The sequence below is a fragment of the Brevibacillus fluminis genome, assembly GCF_052072235.1.
In the GTDB taxonomy this organism is placed as follows: Bacteria; Bacillota; Bacilli; order Brevibacillales; family Brevibacillaceae; genus Brevibacillus_D; species Brevibacillus_D fluminis_A.
Map to the genome: position 1 here is coordinate 4,478,093 of NZ_CM125436.1, position 16,025 is coordinate 4,494,117.

General features: G+C 56.0%; 12 protein-coding genes. 1 reads left to right on the forward strand and 11 read right to left on the reverse strand.

Going from position 1 to position 16,025, the window contains the following annotated elements; genetic code table 11:
* The 10 genes from ACTID9_RS22100 to ACTID9_RS22145 all read right to left on the reverse strand — a co-directional run bounded on the left by ACTID9_RS22100 (position 1) and on the right by ACTID9_RS22145 (position 14,005).
* On the reverse strand, positions 1-1,008 hold the full coding sequence (locus ACTID9_RS22100) for a LacI family DNA-binding transcriptional regulator (protein ID WP_441067024.1): 1,008 nt from the start codon (positions 1,006-1,008) through the stop codon (positions 1-3).
* Positions 1,009-1,328: 320 nt separating this feature from the next.
* The gene (locus ACTID9_RS22105) at positions 1,329-2,942 is read right to left on the reverse strand and encodes a YcdB/YcdC domain-containing protein (RefSeq protein ID WP_441067025.1); all 1,614 of its coding nucleotides are present in this window, start codon (positions 2,940-2,942) and stop codon (positions 1,329-1,331) included.
* A 173-nt stretch (positions 2,943-3,115) separates the two neighbouring features.
* Positions 3,116-5,080: a methyl-accepting chemotaxis protein gene (locus ACTID9_RS22110; protein WP_441067026.1), complete on the reverse strand. Its 1,965-nt coding sequence runs from the start codon at positions 5,078-5,080 to the stop codon at positions 3,116-3,118.
* A gap of 164 nt (positions 5,081-5,244) precedes the next feature.
* The gene (locus ACTID9_RS22115; RefSeq protein WP_441072691.1) at positions 5,245-5,631 is read right to left on the reverse strand and encodes a VOC family protein; all 387 of its coding nucleotides are present in this window, start codon (positions 5,629-5,631) and stop codon (positions 5,245-5,247) included.
* Positions 5,632-5,714: 83 nt separating this feature from the next.
* Positions 5,715-6,689 (reverse strand): biotin-dependent carboxyltransferase family protein, encoded by a 975-nt coding sequence (locus ACTID9_RS22120; protein WP_441067027.1) that lies wholly within the window; start codon positions 6,687-6,689, stop codon positions 5,715-5,717.
* Complete coding sequence (locus tag ACTID9_RS22125; RefSeq protein WP_441067028.1) at positions 6,690-7,571, reverse strand: 5-oxoprolinase subunit B family protein; 882 nt, start codon at positions 7,569-7,571, stop codon at positions 6,690-6,692. It abuts the gene before it with no gap.
* A 15-nt stretch (positions 7,572-7,586) separates the two neighbouring features.
* Entirely contained in the window at positions 7,587-7,829 is a 243-nt protein-coding gene (locus ACTID9_RS22130; RefSeq protein ID WP_441067029.1) for a helix-turn-helix domain-containing protein, read from the reverse strand.
* The gene (locus tag ACTID9_RS22135) at positions 7,813-9,645 is read right to left on the reverse strand and encodes a sigma 54-interacting transcriptional regulator (protein WP_441067030.1); all 1,833 of its coding nucleotides are present in this window, start codon (positions 9,643-9,645) and stop codon (positions 7,813-7,815) included. Before ACTID9_RS22135 ends, ACTID9_RS22130 begins: the two co-directional genes overlap by 17 nt.
* A 168-nt stretch (positions 9,646-9,813) precedes the next feature.
* Entirely contained in the window at positions 9,814-11,793 is a 1,980-nt protein-coding gene (locus tag ACTID9_RS22140) for a hydantoinase B/oxoprolinase family protein (protein WP_441067031.1), read from the reverse strand.
* 1 nt (position 11,794) lies between these two features.
* Positions 11,795-14,005 (reverse strand): hydantoinase/oxoprolinase family protein, encoded by a 2,211-nt coding sequence (locus ACTID9_RS22145; RefSeq protein WP_441067032.1) that lies wholly within the window; start codon positions 14,003-14,005, stop codon positions 11,795-11,797.
* Between the two features lie 387 nt (positions 14,006-14,392).
* Between ACTID9_RS22145 and ACTID9_RS22150 the strand changes: the two genes are divergently transcribed.
* Complete coding sequence (locus ACTID9_RS22150; protein WP_441067033.1) at positions 14,393-15,799, forward strand: purine-cytosine permease family protein; 1,407 nt, start codon at positions 14,393-14,395, stop codon at positions 15,797-15,799.
* Positions 15,800-15,861: 62 nt separating this feature from the next.
* Here ACTID9_RS22150 and ACTID9_RS22155 read toward each other — a convergent pair whose 3' ends face one another.
* Positions 15,862-16,011, reverse strand: coding sequence for a hypothetical protein (locus ACTID9_RS22155; protein WP_441067034.1), 150 nt, complete (start codon positions 16,009-16,011; stop codon positions 15,862-15,864).
* Between the last annotated feature and the right edge of the window lie 14 nt (positions 16,012-16,025).

Below are 16,025 nucleotides of genomic sequence, written 5' to 3' on the forward strand. Positions count from 1 at the left end.
TTACTTTAAGCGGCACGATTGCCGGATCAAAAGCTCCGGGGAAAGGACATAATGGCGTTTCGCCCCTTCCGCCTGCGCGGTCATTCGCTCGTGCAAGATGTCGAACGCAACCTCGCCCAGCTTGCGCATCGGCCGGGAAACGACCGTGAGCGGCGGATTGACGAAGGTGGCGATGTCGACATCGTCAAACCCGATGAACGAAACCTCCTCCCCCAGCTTCCAGCCCAGCTCATGAAGCGCCTTGATGCTGCCCATGGTCATCAGGTTATTGCAGGCAAAAATCGCGGTGGGCCGGTCTTCTTGCATGAACAGCCGGCGCGTCAAGCTGTTGCCGCTCGGCTCCTTGAAATCGCCGTACAGCACCAGCCGCTCATCCAGCTCGATGCGGTAATCGTCGAGCGCCCGCTTGTAGCCGACGAAGCGCTCGTAACCTGGCGTCGTGTGCTGCGGCCCGCAAATGATCGCGATCTTTTTATGCCCTTGCAAGATCAGATGGCGCGTCGCCTGGTACGCGCCATCGACATTGCCGACCAGCACCGTATCGACTTCAAAGCGCTTGACGGAGCGGTCCACCGCCACGATCGGGATTTTGGCGTCAATCGCCGCCTGCAGCTGGTCGCCCGCTTCATCGGCGGTGGTGATGATCAAGCCGTCCACGCTTCGCTCCATCAAAATCTGCAGCAGCTCCCGCTCGGTTTCCGCTGACTCGTTCGTATTGCACAGCATGGTGAAATAGCCGTTCTCCCGCGCTTTTTGCTCGATGCCCGACACCACTTCAGGGAAAAACGGGTTGTTGACATCGGGGATGATGACGCCGATCGTCTTCGTTTTTTTCTTGACCATGCTTCTCGCCACCGCATTCGGGATGTAGTTCAGCTCCTCGATCGCGGCCAAAATCCGGTCCTCGGTCTTCTTTCGCACGCCGCCCTGCCGGTTGATCACCCGCGAGACCGTCGCGATCGAAACATCGGCCAGCTTGGCGACATCTTCTATCGTCGGTTTCTGCATCAATAAAACTCCTCAAAATGTAAACGTTTAGATTTTATATGCCAAAATCATTACTTCATCCTTACGAAAAAACGCTTTCATTGGTAAAAACAACTTGTTTATGTCCTTATTCTAAATAGTATTCAAAAAATACGCAAGATTAAATCTAAACGTTTACATTGTTTTTTGTAAAAATTCCTGTGGCACGTCATCGTGGCCGAAATTAGAAACCTGGCTGCGCCAAGCTTTTGGCTTAATTCGCGGTTGCACTGATACTGAAAAACCGTTCCCCTGCTCCCAGAGAAACGGTTTTCCAAGCTATCCTTCCCTTCGTGACGCCACTATTCCCAGAGCGTCTGGAACTTTCCGGTAATCGCATCGACATACGCCTCGCGATCCTCATAGGTCGGGACATAGTACAGCCCCACATTCGGGGTGTTCGTCTCCCCATCGACTCCTTGCAGCACATAGGTCAGCTTCAAGGCATTTTTCTTCAAATACGTTTTCCCTGCCGTTTCCGCCGAGATCGCTTTCCCGCTGTCAGGCAGCTTGGAGAAATCGTTTTGCAGCACAATCCGCAATCTCGTCAAATTTCCTTTGCCGTCGAATTCGACTTCATTTTCGCTGCTTTCGACCGGAATACCCTGGTAAGACGGGTTGAACTGGAAAGAATAGAATTCCGGCTCCGCCCATCCTCCCGTCAGGAACACTTCCGTCACATCTTTGCCGAGCCACTGCTCCAGCTTCTTCACAGCCGCAGCTTTCGCCTCTTCCTTCTTGAAGCCCGTTCCTGTACTGTCATCATAGCTGCGGTAATCGATCACCTGCAGCTGTCCTGTTTTTGCATCAATCGTGACTCGTGCGACGCTGCCGCCCTTCTCATCATCCGTATAGAAGCGATAGCTGCGCGACTGCTTGTTGCCGGATTCGTTGTAGTCGGCCTGCGAAAGATCGATGCCGATCGCTTCTTCCAGCACCTTCTGGGCATCTTCTGTCGATTTGATGAAAATGTCCTTTCCTTGAGGAGAGAGCTTGATTTTCTCGTAAGGGATTTGTTCGCTGCCACCTTCGTCGTCCACTGTGTATTCATACGCTTTTTTGCCGGTCACCGCGTCGATGGCGCCGCTGAAGGAAGGCACGTACTTGAGCACGGCGCCCAGACCGGTCGCCTCTTCGCCATCATTGACTTCCAGCAATTGATTGGCATTGTACACCAGCTGCATGTCCAACAGATCGAGGTATGCAGCCTCCGCTTTTTTCTTGCTGAGCGCCTTTTTGGCATCGGGGAAGAGCGATTCGTCCGGAAGCGCATTGAAATAATTGTTGTATCGGGTCAGGTGGCCGTCCCCGTCAATTTTTATGCGAACATCCGTGCCCTGCACAGGAATTTTGTTGACGGTCAATTGATAGATGAACTCGCGCTGCTGTGCGCCTTCGCCTTCTTCATCCACGTACTCGTCATCATCATCGGTCTGGCTGCTGACCTTCACCAGTTGATAGCGGTCGCTCTTGTCCACTGCTTTCTTCAAAAACTTGTCGGCGATCTCTTTTGCCTCTTTTTCCGAAATCTGCTTCGTCGGGTTCCAGTCCGAATTGAAAATCGAGTAATAGAGAAGCTTGCCTGTGTCCGGATCAATGGTCAGATTCACCCGGACCATCGATGTGTTCTCCTTCTGCTCCTTGTTTCGGAGCGTAAAGCTCCATTCGCTTGTCCCGTCTTCGTCCTCCCAAATGTCGGCGCTGCTGACGCGCAAATCTTTCAGCTCGGGAATCAGCTTGTATACGTCTTGAAGCGCTTTTGTCATATCAGAAGGAATCTTCTTGATGGAAATCGACTGCACCTCGCGGCCATTTCCTGCATGCCGCTCAATGGGCTTGGCCCAAACGGGGGTCGCCGATAACAGGCTCACTGCTACGACAGTTCCGACAATTCGATTCAACTTTTGTTTCATCATGATCAAACTTCTCCCTTTCCAAAAATACTAGTATTTTCCACAATGTAATAGACGCCCGACCCTTGCAAAAAGTTACACCAATTTTCTCCATCGATTGACAATTTCTTCTACCGGACCTTCCGCTACCTCCCCAAAAAACAGAAGCGCCCCCAAAGGTACGCTTCCTGTCTGCCTTACACGGTATAACGGTCGGTCAATCTCTTCAGCTCATGCGCCATCTTGTTGAGCGATTCGCCTGAGCTTGCGAGCTGATCGAGCGACTTCACCTGCTCCTCAAGCGAACGTGCAACGTCACCTGCCTTGCCGGACGATAGCTGGGCGATTTTCGCCGTTTCGTCGACCGCTGCCAAAATTTCTTCCGAGCTGGCCGACATTTCCTCCGAAATGGCTGATGCGCTCTGGATTTGATCGGAGACTTGCTTGATCTGCTGCAAAATGACGCGGAACATCTCGCCGCTTCTTTTCACTGCTTCCATGCCTGCCGACGCATTGCTGCTGACGATGTCCATCGAGCTGATCGCATGGGCCGTCTCATTCTGGATTTCCTTGATCAGCTGCTCGATCCGCTTGGCTGATTCGGCGGATTGCTCCGCCAGCTTGCGCACCTCGCCCGCTACGACCGCAAAACCTTTGCCATGCTCGCCTGCCCGGGCCGCCTCAATCGCCGCATTCAGCGAAAGCAGGTTGGTTTGGGACGAAATCGCGGTGATGGCGACGACGATCTCCTCGATCTGCTGCGAGCGTTTGCCGAGCTGCTCGACAGTATCGGCTGCGAGCGTGACCGACTGGTTGATCGCATCCATCTCTGCGACAGCCTGGCGAATCGATTTGTCGCCCTGCTCCGCCTTTTTCGCTGTCTCCACAGTCGCTTCCGATACGACCGATGCCGTTTCGGCAAACCGTTGCAAGCCGACCGACATTTCCTCGAGCGCACGCATGCCTTCTTCCGTCTGCTTTTGCTGCTGATGGGCGCCTGCTGCCACCTGTGCCATTGATTCGTGGATTTGGCCTGCGATGTCATTGTTCACGTTGATGCTTGTGGACAGCGATTCGGCCGAATCTGCCGCGTGCTGCGCATACGCCTGGATTTTGCCGATGATCTCGCGGTTTTGCTCCACCATCTTGTTGACGCGACGGGTGAGCTGGCCGATCTCGTCTTCCCGGTTCGTCGTCATCACGATGCCCAGATTGCCCTTTTCGACCGCTTCGATCGATTGGCCGAGGCGTTGGATCGGCTTGGTGATGCGGCGCGCGAGAAGAATGGAAGTCAGCGTCGCGATGGCGAGCAGAATGAGGCACGTAATCAGCAGCGGGTTGAAAATGACGCCAGCCCGACTTGCCAGCTCATCGATTTTCACCGTGCCGATCAGCTTCCAGCCCGTTACTTCGTTGGTGACATAGCTCATCGTGAAAATGTTATCATTGATGGCGATTTGCAGATCGCCGGCTGCGCCCTTCGCCTCCATCTGGCGGTACGAATCGTCTTTGGACATGTCCGTGCCGATCTCCGCCTGATCCGGATGATAGAGGACGATCCCGTTTGCGTCGAGCAGCACGGCATGTCCGGTATCGCCGATTTTAATATCTTTGACGAGGTCGATCAGCTCGGTCGGGGCCACATCGATTGCGACTACCCCTACGAGCTTGTCCCCCTTGTAGATCGCTTTAGCGGCGGTGATCGTCATCAGCTTGGGATCGCTGGCATCGGTATACGGATCGGTCCAGATGATCTCGCCTTTATGCTGGACGGCTTTCTGATACCAGACACGCTTGCGGGGGTCGTAATCTTTCGGCTTGTCCGCCCATTCCCCCGTGCTGAAAAACTCGCCCTTTTCCGTGCCGAAATAGGCACCCGAATCTTCAAACGCTTCCAATGTACTCATCAACTGCTCATGCTGGGTCTCATAGTTGGCGAATTCGTCGGCCTTTGCCAGCATGCTGACGATATTTTCTGTCTTTTTAAAATACAAGTCAAAGGTTCTATCTGTCTGTTCCATCCTTTGCCCTATATTTTGCGTCAGCACTTCCATTGTCGTGTTCGCCGACACTACGTAGCTCACCACCGAAACGACGGCCACGGATAGAAGAATCAACGCGAGAAACGGAATCAAAATCTGCAGCTGCAACCGTTTTTTCATCGACGGCTCCCTCCAATTGTGGAAAAGTTATGTAATCTCCTCAACATATGGTACGTTTCACCCAGGACCAGCGTTTCATTGACAAGCACATTCTCATTTGTGAACAGCAAAAAAACACCCTCTCCCGCGTTGCATTCGGGAAACGGGTGTTTTTTTGCATCAGGCTAGTCCTCTACGTAATTGGACACCTCGATCAAGTTTTGGTCCAGATCGCGGAAATACACGGACAGAATCGTTCCGTTCGCGCCGGTCCGCTCCACAGGCCCTTCTTCAACCGCCACGCCTTGTTCGGCCAGATGAATCATCACATCCGCAAGCGGCAGCGTCGCGATGAAGCAAAGGTCCGCCGAGCCGGGCGTCGGCCGCAGCGCTTTCGGTTCATACTCGCGTCCGGCTTGATGCAGATTGATCTTTTGGCGGCCGAACTGAAGCGCTTTGCGGCCCCCTTTAAACGTGACTTCCTCCATCCCCAGCACGGCGGTGTAAAAGCGAACCGTCGCTTCGACGTCGGCCACCGTCAGGACGAGATGATCCAGCCGATCGATGCTCATCTTCATTGCTTTCTCCTCCTCTTCCCGCCTTCACACCCCCTAATTGTAGCGACTCTTCCGTTTTTTGCAAATTTGGTATGTCGCTACTTCAACTGCTCCGCGACCAGCTGGAGCTTTTGTTTTTTTGCCATCCGCGCTTCACACGCTTGGGTGACGGTTACCGCATGAAAACGAACGATGCCGGTGGGCCTTAACTGGGCGATCTGATCGAGATCGGAGCTGATGACGACGCCCATCGTCATGAAGCCGCCGCCTGTCGTCGCATCGCTCAGCTGAATGATGATTTCCTCGCTGTTCGTCAGCAAGATCCCGCCGAGCATGTACGCGGTATCGACGACATTGGAGTACCCGCTGCCCGCCCCGAACGGCGTCTCGAACGGTTCAAAATGCAGGCTTGGCCCATGGAACCGGTAGCCGACCCGATTGGCCTCGGAGGAAACGACCCACTCCTCGTTGAGGAAGGCGCGAACGCCCTCATCGCTGATGCGATGGCTCGCCAAGCCGAGGACGACCCGCACATCCAGCTCCTTCGGAAATACAGGCAGCGCCTCTTCGCCGATCTGCTTGCCGACTTGCCGGGCGTAACCGGGAAGCGGCTCGCCGATCTCGACCTCATCGCCCTTCTGCAGCTTGCGCCCGTGAAACCCGCCGAGCCCGCTCTGCACATACGTCGATTTGCTGCCCATGATCTCCGGCACCGCGATGCCGCCCGATACGCACAAATACGCATGGACCCCCGCCGCCATGTGGCCAAACGACAGGATGTCCCCCGCATGGACCTCGACGTTTTGCCACATCGGGATTTCCTGCCCGTTCACAAAAGCCTTGACCGGTGCGCCGGTGATCGCGATCACGGTTTTTTTGCCGAATGCCAGCCTGGGACAGATGAGCGACATCTCAAGCGCCGCAAACGATGCCGGATTGCCCAGCAGCATATTCCCAAGCGCATACGAATATTTGTCCGCCGCCCCTGACGGCGGAATGCCCAAATGATAATAGCCGTCTCTGCCCATATCCTGCACAGTGGTCGACAGGCCCGGTTCCAGCACGCGAATCATCTAAAATCCCTCCATCAACAGCGCGATGTACGCCTTCCCGCGCAGCAAATATTCCTTCGGGGAAAACTCGACATCCCGTGTCCGGTACGCGTATGTCCCCTTTTCCACGTCCGCGACGATCTGCCAGTATTCCGCCTCGTCAATCGGGCGGTGCCGCCAGATGTCTCCCGGCTTGGCCAGCACGTAGTCGCGCAGCTCGGGATAGCGCCGCTCCTTGTCGTAAACCGGCACCGCCGACATGCCGATCAATTGGTAGCTGCCCGGACTGTCGACCGGATAGATGGCATTGAACGCCCCGCCCAAGCCGATGGCGCGATTCGGTGTTTTGGAGCGCGGGCTCAAATATTTGGGCGCCTGCAAAATTTCTTCGTTGGTCGCGCCGAGCGGAAACTCCCATGACGTCCCGGGAATGTAGCCTACCATCGTGATGAAATACGGCGTGGACGAGTGCGCCTGGATGAATGCGGCCTTGTCCGCAAAGCCGTTGCATGCCATCGCGAAATCGAAATCCGACTGGCCCGGATGCTGGTGCCGGCTGGCGAATCGCTCCGAATAGGAGCGGGTGATCGGATCGTCGTACCAGGTTGGAATCTCGACGATGCGCGTGGACAAGTTCAGCTCCGCCACATTGCTTTTGGTAATGTCGATCTCGATCAAATAATCGAGCAAATCTTGCGACGAGATGATCTCCGGATTGAAGCGGACCAGATAGGAGGCGTTGGCCGGACAAATATCGATGAGCCCCGGAATGTTGCGCTTGCGCAGCTCGTTCGTGATCGCCAGCGCCTTGAAGTTGCTCGCAAGCCCCATCTCCCGCGAGATTTCCGCATAAATGTACTCGTCTCCGGCCAAATCGAAGCGTGTTTCCGGCAGCGTGAACATGAAAATGCCCTCCTCCTACAGCAGTTGTTTGATCTTGCGGCTCATCGTGGCCTGGCTGATGCCGAGAATCTCCGCCGCCTTCGCCGCTGTCCCGTATTTTTGCAGCGCGGAGCGGATGAGCTGTCCCTCCACTTCATCCACCGCCTCCTTGAGCGGCACGATGGAGCCGATGATCGGCTTGATTTTCGTACGCTTCTCCTCGCCGTACAGGATCGCCATCACGTCCTCTCCCTTGATCGCATCATCCTTCGTCGTCACGATGCTCCGCTCCAGAACATTTTGCAATTCTCTGACATTTCCCGGCCAATGATAGCTCTCGAGCACATCGAGCGCTTCGCGCGTCAGCGTTTTTTGCCGCTGGTACGCGTCGTTGTATTGCTGCAAAAACGCGATCGCAAGCGAGAATGATGTCCTCTACCCGCTCGCGCAGCGCCGGGATATGGAGCGGGATGACGTTCAGCCGGTAATACAAGTCTTCGCGGAATTTGTTTTCCTCCACCATTTTTTTGATGTCGCGATTGGTGGCCGCGATGACGCGCACGTCGATCTTGCGGCTTTTCACCCCGCCGATTCGCGTGACTTCCCGCTCCTGCAGCACGCGCAGCAGCTTGACCTGCATGTTGAGCGGCATTTCGGTGATCTCGTCGAGGAAAATGCTGCCGTTGTGCGCCAGCTCGAACAAACCGGGCTTGCCGTTGCGGTCGGCGCCGGTAAACGCCCCTTTTTCATAGCCGAAAAACTCGCTTTCGATCAAATTCTCGGGGATCGCCCCGCAGTTGACCCGAATCAGCGGCTGCTCGCTGCGCCGGCTGTACTTGTGAATCGCCTGCGCGAACACTTCTTTCCCGACCCCGGACTGCCCGTAAAGCAGGACGGTCGAATTCACCAGGGCAATCTGCTTGATCTGGTCCTCCAGATTTTCCATCACCTTCGACCGATAGATCAGCTTTTTTTCCTGCTGGGTCTTGTTCAAAATCTGGTCAAGCTCCTGCTTGTAGCGGTCCGATTTCTTTTTGACGGTTTCCAGCTCTTCTTTCAGCTGGTTGAGTTCCGTGATGTCGCGCGAGATGATCACGATTTTTTCCAACGTCTCGCCGTGGAACACGGGGGTTGCCACAGACCACACCTTGCGCCCTTTGGCGTTTTCCTGAATGAACACGTGCTTGCCTTTTTGCTTGCGGCAGATTTGCAAAATGTTTTGCCGGAAAAATCCTTCTTTCTGCAGCTCGTCCATCTGCTTGCCGATCAAAAGCTGCGGATCGGCATACATCCAAAACTCCTGCAAATACGTGCCAGCCAGGCGCATGATCCGCCCCTGTCCATTCATGACGAGAATCTCTTCATTCGAAGACGAATAGATCGCCTGGATGTCGTCGTTCAGATTGCGCACCAGCTCCAAATCCTGAATCGCTTGCTCCAGTTGCTGCCGCTGATAAAAAATGTGGACGATGCCCTGGATTTTGCCATGCTCGACAAGCGGCGAAAAGTTGCCGATCATCTGCTTGAAATTGAGCGAGCTGGTGATATTGACGAGCTGCCCGCCTTGCAGCACCTCTTCGAGCACATCGATCGCGAGCAGCTTCTTGTAATTGCGGTTCAGCAAAAAATTGCGTGACAGCCCGAGTATCGCTTCTGCGCGCTCGTTGATGAAGGTGATGCGAAACTGGCAATCCGTGGTGATCAGCCCGATGCCGGAGCTGTGGAAAATTTGGTTTTTTCGGTGCAGCTGCGTCTGCGTGATCTTGTTTCGCGCCTCCGCGAATGTGGTGAACCCGACCGGCTCGCCCTGCTGGTTCACCCCGAGCACGATCGACACATTGTGGTAAAACTCAACCGGATTGGTGCACGGCACCTTGAGCATGTCCGTTTTGTAGGTGATCGGCGCTGCCAGGCTGTTTTGCTCGATCTGTGCCAGCATGCTCTCGGCGTCCACATAGCCGATGATGGCGTCCGCTTCCGTGACGAACACCACTTTTTGCGGCGCAGCATTCAGCGTTTGCAAGGCGTGCTTCACGGTCGCGTCTTTCGAAACCGTCGCAGGCAATGCCTCAAGAATCTCGTTCCAAGCCATCATGTTTTCCACCACCTGTCGCGATAAAACTTGGCTGCGCCGAAGCGTTGTCCCTATTCCTATTGTACATAAGCCTGTACCGAAAAGAATAGCGGCGATCGACCCGCTTCAGATGGCGCAAAGCCCCTGGCATGCTCATCCGAACAGCCCGGGGCTTCGTGCAAAAAAACGTTATGACCAGTACGGAAGCGTCCGCTTGGCGATCATGTCGCGGTATTGCGCGGTAGATTTCGGCAGGATCATTCCTGTCGCGTAATCGAGGATAACATGATAGCGGCGCAGCAGATCGAGCTTGTCAGCCTGCCCGCTGTCGTACAGCGCCTGCACCTCATTCAGACCGAGCGCCAGCCATTCCTTGCGATGCGCGCGAATATAGGCGCGCTCCGCTTCCGTCGCACTCTCGTCAATTTCGTACAGATCCAGCTCCCGGTCGATCTCGCGGATGACCACGCCGTAATCGCGCTTGGCTCGTTCGAGCGAGACATAGCCGTCAATCACGTCTTCCTTTACTTGCTCGGGGTCCCGTTCGAGCGGATCGCCCAAACCGCCGCCGCCGGCAGATGGACGCGTGAACGTGTCGCCGGTCTTGATTTTGACATTGGAAAAAATCGTGCCCAAAAAGCGCTCGCCTTCCTCACCCGGGTTGAGCCACGCTCCGTGCGGGTTGGACGATTGGCCGCCAAAAATGCCCCATGTCACGGAGCGCGAACGGTCGCAGCAATACGACATGACGGTGCGGTCGATCCCGGTCATCATCCCGCCTTTTTCCACCCCGCAGCCGCCCCGGAACCGGCCCGGCCCGCCGGAATCCGTGATGATCTGATGGTGGGTGGTCAGCACCGGCGACAGGCGTTCCTGCCCTTCGCACGGCTGGATGCTCAGTCCCACGCCGAACACCGGCGACAGCGCGTTGGCCCCGTCTTTTTCATGGCGGCCGCCATGACCGCCGGCCATCCAGTCGTACCACATGAAGTAACTGTCGGCGCCCTGCCGCTTATCCCAGCCGCCGATCAGCAAATATTCAAGGTTAAAGGAGCATGCGAGCGCCCGCTCCGGCATGATGTGGGACCACAGCTCAAAGATCGCGTTCATGATCTTTTCGTACGCGCCCGAGCAAAAGCCCGATACCGCAACCGGCCACGGCGCATTGACGACGGAATTTTCCGGCAGCTCGACGGTCAGGACGCGGTAGAAGCCCGAGTTGAGCGGGATTTCCGGAAAAAACGTCTTGGTGCCCGCCACGACCGCCGAGAAGGAGGAGCCGAAGCCCGCATTGAGAAAGCAGCCGATATAGTCATGGGACCCGTTCAAGTCATACGTGATCGTGTCCTCGTCAATCGTCATCTTCACCTTGATCGGAATCAGGCCATCGCCCTGCTGCGGGTCCATATCGAGGTAATCGGTCGTCTCCCATGTGCCGTTTGGCAGCTGCGCGATTTTGGACTTGGCCAGCCGCTCCACATAATCCTGCACCTCATCGAATGCGGTCAGCACCGTTTCGCGGCCATATTTTTTGATCAGCTGCAACAGCTGGCGCTCCCCGACGAGCGTCGCCTCCGCCTGTGAGCGCAAATCACCCAGCCGCTCCTGCGGCAAGCGCATGTTGGCAGCGAGCAAATTCGCGACATCCGCGAGAAAAACGCCGCGGCTCCACACTCTCACCGGGGGAATGCGCATCCCCTCGCCATAGTGGTCCTGCGACTGCACGTCAAACGAGCCGGGGACCGATCCGCCCAAATCGGCCCAGTGGCCGTTGGACTGCATGAAAGCGATCAGTTCGCCGTCATGGAAAACCGGACGGACGATGCGCACGTCGCAAAAATGGGTGCCGCCGCGATACGGGTCATTCACCAAAAAAACGTCGCCCGGGTGAATGTCGTCCCCGAAATCTTCGATCACCGCTTTTGCCGTCAGATGCAGCGTGCCCACGTGCACGGAAATGTCCTGCGTCCCCTGCATGATCGTGTTGCCTTTGGCGTCGCAAATCGCCGAGCTGAAATCGCGGTTGTAGATGACGAACGAATAGCAGGTCCGCAAAATCTGCTCGGACATCTGGTCCACCAGATTGACGAACGCATTTTTCAACACTTCAAAGGTAACTGGGTCCAGCTTGCTTTTATAGGCGGTCGCATGCTCTCGCACCTGGCTCATCTTATTTCGCCTCCCCGTAGGTCAAGATCATATTTTTGTATTCGTCCACTTTCACGCAAAAGCCGGGTGGAATCACGGTCGTGGAATCCAGCTGCTCCACGATGGCCGGACCGGTGAATTCGCTTGCGACCGGAACTTGCTCGCGATCGTAAATCGGTGTCGCCACATAACCACCCGCTTCTTCGAAATAAACCTGGCGATACCCTGTCAGCGCATCTGCAAGCGTCCCCTCCGGCTCGTAGCGAGGCAGGTTCGGCTTCGGCACAAGCCCGATCGCCTCCACGCGCAGGCCATAGATTTCCACGCTTTGCTCGCGGCTTGAGAAAGCGAACTCTCGCTGGTGCTCCTGGTGGAATCGCTCGAGTGCGTCCGCCAGGGAATGGATCGGACGGTTCATCGCGACTTCCAGCGAGCGCCATTGGCCGCTGTAGCGCATGTCCAAATAGCGGACCAACTTCATCTCCTCCCCGCCGATGCCCTCGGCAGCGAGCAACCCGGCTGCCTCTTCTTCCATCGCCTGAAACTCGCTCTCCAGCTGTTCGGCGGTCACATCCGCCGCATTGACCAGATACGTTTTGGAAATGTCGTGGCGCACGTCGACCAGCAGGCAGCCCATCGCGGAGGTGATGCCGGGATACGGCGGCACGATCACGGTCGGAATCTCCATCTCCTTTGCCAAATAAGCGCCGTGCAAAGCGCCCGCTCCGCCAAAGACCACCAGGGCGAAATCGCGCGGATCATAACCGCGGCGAATCGAGATGAGCCGCAGTGCATCACACATATTGGCGTTGGCTACCTTCAAAATGGAATTGGCCGCCTCTTCGTCGGACAGCGTAAACGGCTTTCCGATTTTTTCGCTGATGACGTGGCGTGACGCCTCTTTATTCAGCGTCATCTGGCCGCTGAGCAGCCGGGTGTTCAGGCGTCCGAGCAGCACGTTGGCATCGGTGTTGGTCGGCTCCGTGCCTCCCTTCATGTAGCAGGCAGGACCCGGATCGGCGCCGGCGCTCTGCGGGCCGTTGCGCAACGATCCGCCCTCGTCGATCCAGGCGAGGCTGCCTCCTCCCGCGCCAATGCTCAAGATTTCGATGCTCGGGAATCCGATCGGATAGCCGTATTCGATGTACCAGTCTTTCGTAATCCGCAAATCGCCGTCATACATGAGCGAGATGTCGGTGCTTGTTCCCCCCATGTCCAGCCCGATCGCATTCTGATAGCCGCACAGCTTGGCGATATAGGAGCTGGCGATCGCCCCCGCAGCGATCCCGGAGCTGGCGAGCCTGGCGGCGAACTTGGGCACTGTCTCCGAGGTCATGACCCCGCCGCCCGAATGCAGCACGAGCACGTCGCCCTCGTAGCCTTTGTCCCGCATTTCGTCGGTCAAATTCCGGATATAGGTCGAGAGGATCGGGCCCAGCACCGCATTGACGATCGTCGTGCTCATCCGCTCATGCTCGAAAATTTCCGGGAGTGTTTCGCTCGACGTGCAAATGTAGACACCGGGCAGTTCTTCCTGCAAAATCTCCTTCACTTTCCGCTCATTGACGCCGTTTGTATACGCATTCATAAAGCAGATCGCCACAGACTCGACACCCCGCTTTTTCAGCAAGCGGGCGAGTTCCCGTGCCTCCGCTTCGTCGACAGCCGCAAGCAGCTTGCCGGTATAATCCACGCGCTCCACCAGCTCAAACCGGTCGCGCCGCTTGATATAAGGCGGCGCCACATCTGCATAGGCATCCCACAAGTCCAGCTTGGTGCCGCGGCGAATTTCCGCCACATCGCGGAACCCTTTCGTCGTAACCAGCGCCGTTTTCGGCAGCCGGCGGGTGATCAGCGCGTTCAGGCCAACCGTCGTTCCGTGCGAAAACAGATGAATGTCTTTTGTCGATACGGCCGATTGCGCGATGCCCGTCAAAATCCCGATCGCAGGATTGTGCGGTGTTGAAGATACTTTTGTCACCGAAATTTTCTTCGATTCCTCATCAAAGATGAATACGTCCGTAAACGTTCCACCCACATCGACCGCCAGCTGATATTTGCCCATTGTCTGCCCTCCATACGTATGATTTTTCGTCATTTTGTTTTGGGTTGTCACGCTTGCCGACAAGCCTTCCGTCATGCCTGGCCCGGGCATTGCGATGCCGCGCGACACGTAAGCCGCCGCCGTCCGCCTCCTCTCCCCTGCTGTCTGCGCTTGCCGCGACTTGTACATGAACCAATAGCAAAGAGCGTACCAACGGTGAAAAACCAAGGGCGACAAGGCGAAAGCAGCGGGATCACCCGCTTTTTGCCTGCAACCGGGACGCAAAAACGTTGCAAAAACGAAAGATGATCTTTCACTTTTGAAAGCCGCTTTCTGTCGCCGTCAAGACTGGCCGTTTCGCTACTTTTTGGCCCCCATCCGATTGCAGATCCGAATTCGCTCCCCGCGATTTCTTGCAAAAATGAAAGATTGCAATCGAAAAATTCAAATAATTCAATCTCTTTCGCTTGGTATGTGGATTGCTTATCTAACGGTTTGCAAAACAGGAAAGGAGGAGCAGTACACATCCTGGTTGTCCAGAAGAGAAATAACAGTCAAACAAAGGGGTTGATTCACGTGGCAGAAATCATTCGTCCGACTACTTCATCCGGCGATTCCTCCCAGGAACAAAAGGAAGACTACGCTCTGGAAAAAGTGCCTGTGCACTACCGCATGAAATGGTGGAGCATCACCAATGTAACGCTCGGGGTCGCAACCGCCATGGTCTTCATGCAGATGGGCAGCCTGATGGCGACCGCCTACGGCAGCATGAATGCATTGATCGCCGAAATTTATGCGACGGCAGTCGGCGGTGTTTTGGGGATCGCGATCGCCTACTATGCAGCCAAATCCGGCCTGAACACCAATCTCATGGCGCGCGGCGGCGGGTTCGGCTATGTCGGCGCATCGATCACGTCTTTCATTTATGCGATGAACTTCATCATGTATTCCGCAATCGAAGGGTCCATCATGGCCAGCGCTGTCCATGAATATGTACAGGTCGTGCCCGTTTGGGTGCTGATGGTTTTTTTCGGACTGATCGTCATTCCGTTCAACTGGTTTGGCATGAAGCAATTGGAGAAACTGCAAAAATGGACGCTGCCCGTCTTCATCGTCTTGCTTGGCGCAGGCATCGTCGCGGCGATGCGGATTGCTCCCGCCTACACCGGCGGAATCTGGTCCTTTTTGCCGGAGGGCGCGCAGGTTGGCGGGACGATGCTGTTGACCTGCATCGGCATTATGAACGGGCTGGTCGGCATCATGGCGCTTCTGGTCTCCGACTATGCCCGCTTCATCAAGCGCGAGGAAATGAAAATCGGCGTCTTTGCCGTCGGCTTCATTCCGCAGCTGGTCTGCTTCTTTTTGATGGGATTGGCAGGGATCTGGTTCGGCGTGCGGCTGGGCGAGCCGAATCCCGGCGTGTATTTTGTTCACCTGATCGGGATCGGCGGCGCGCTTTTCACGATTCTGACGCAGCTGCGCATCAACATTACCAACTTGTACAGCGGCTCCTTGTCGCTCGCCAATTTCTTCGAGCACGTCTTCCGCTTCCGGCCGGGACGCACTTTCTGGGTGGCGACCACCGCCCTCACGGCGATCGTCGCCATGCTGGCCGGCGCGCTTGATTACCTCGGACCGCTGTTGACGTTCCAAGGCGTCTTTTTGTTTGCGTGGGCTGCGATCTTGGTCGCAGATGCGCTTGTGGTCAAACGATGGCTCAAGATCGGCCCGCTGTTTTTCGAATACCGCAGCCAGTATCTGTACCCGTGGAACCCGGTCGGCGTCATCTCGCTGCTGGTTTCGAGCATCTTGGGCACCGTCGCCGCCTTCGGCCACATGGGGGCGTTCTTGCAAAACATCGCCGCATTTTTCGCCGCCATCCTTGCCTTTGCCTTGACGGTGATTTTGGCGGTGGCGACCAAAGGCAAGTATTACGCGCGCGAGCAAGCAAGAGACGTCCCGGAAGATGAAAAGATCGCCTAGCTCATCCCTCTTTTGGCAAAAAAAAGCTGTCAGCAGAACCATCGGTCCGCTGACAGCTTCCTTTATTTTTTGGTGCACACCATGTTTCCACCCGCTGCCGCACAGCCGCTGCAGCCTCCGCCGCCGCATTTGCCCGCCCTCGCCCGTTTCGCAAACGCGATCAGTTGCCATGTCGCAAAGCCCAGAACTGCAGCCATCACCAGATAGATCATTTCCATTCCGCCTT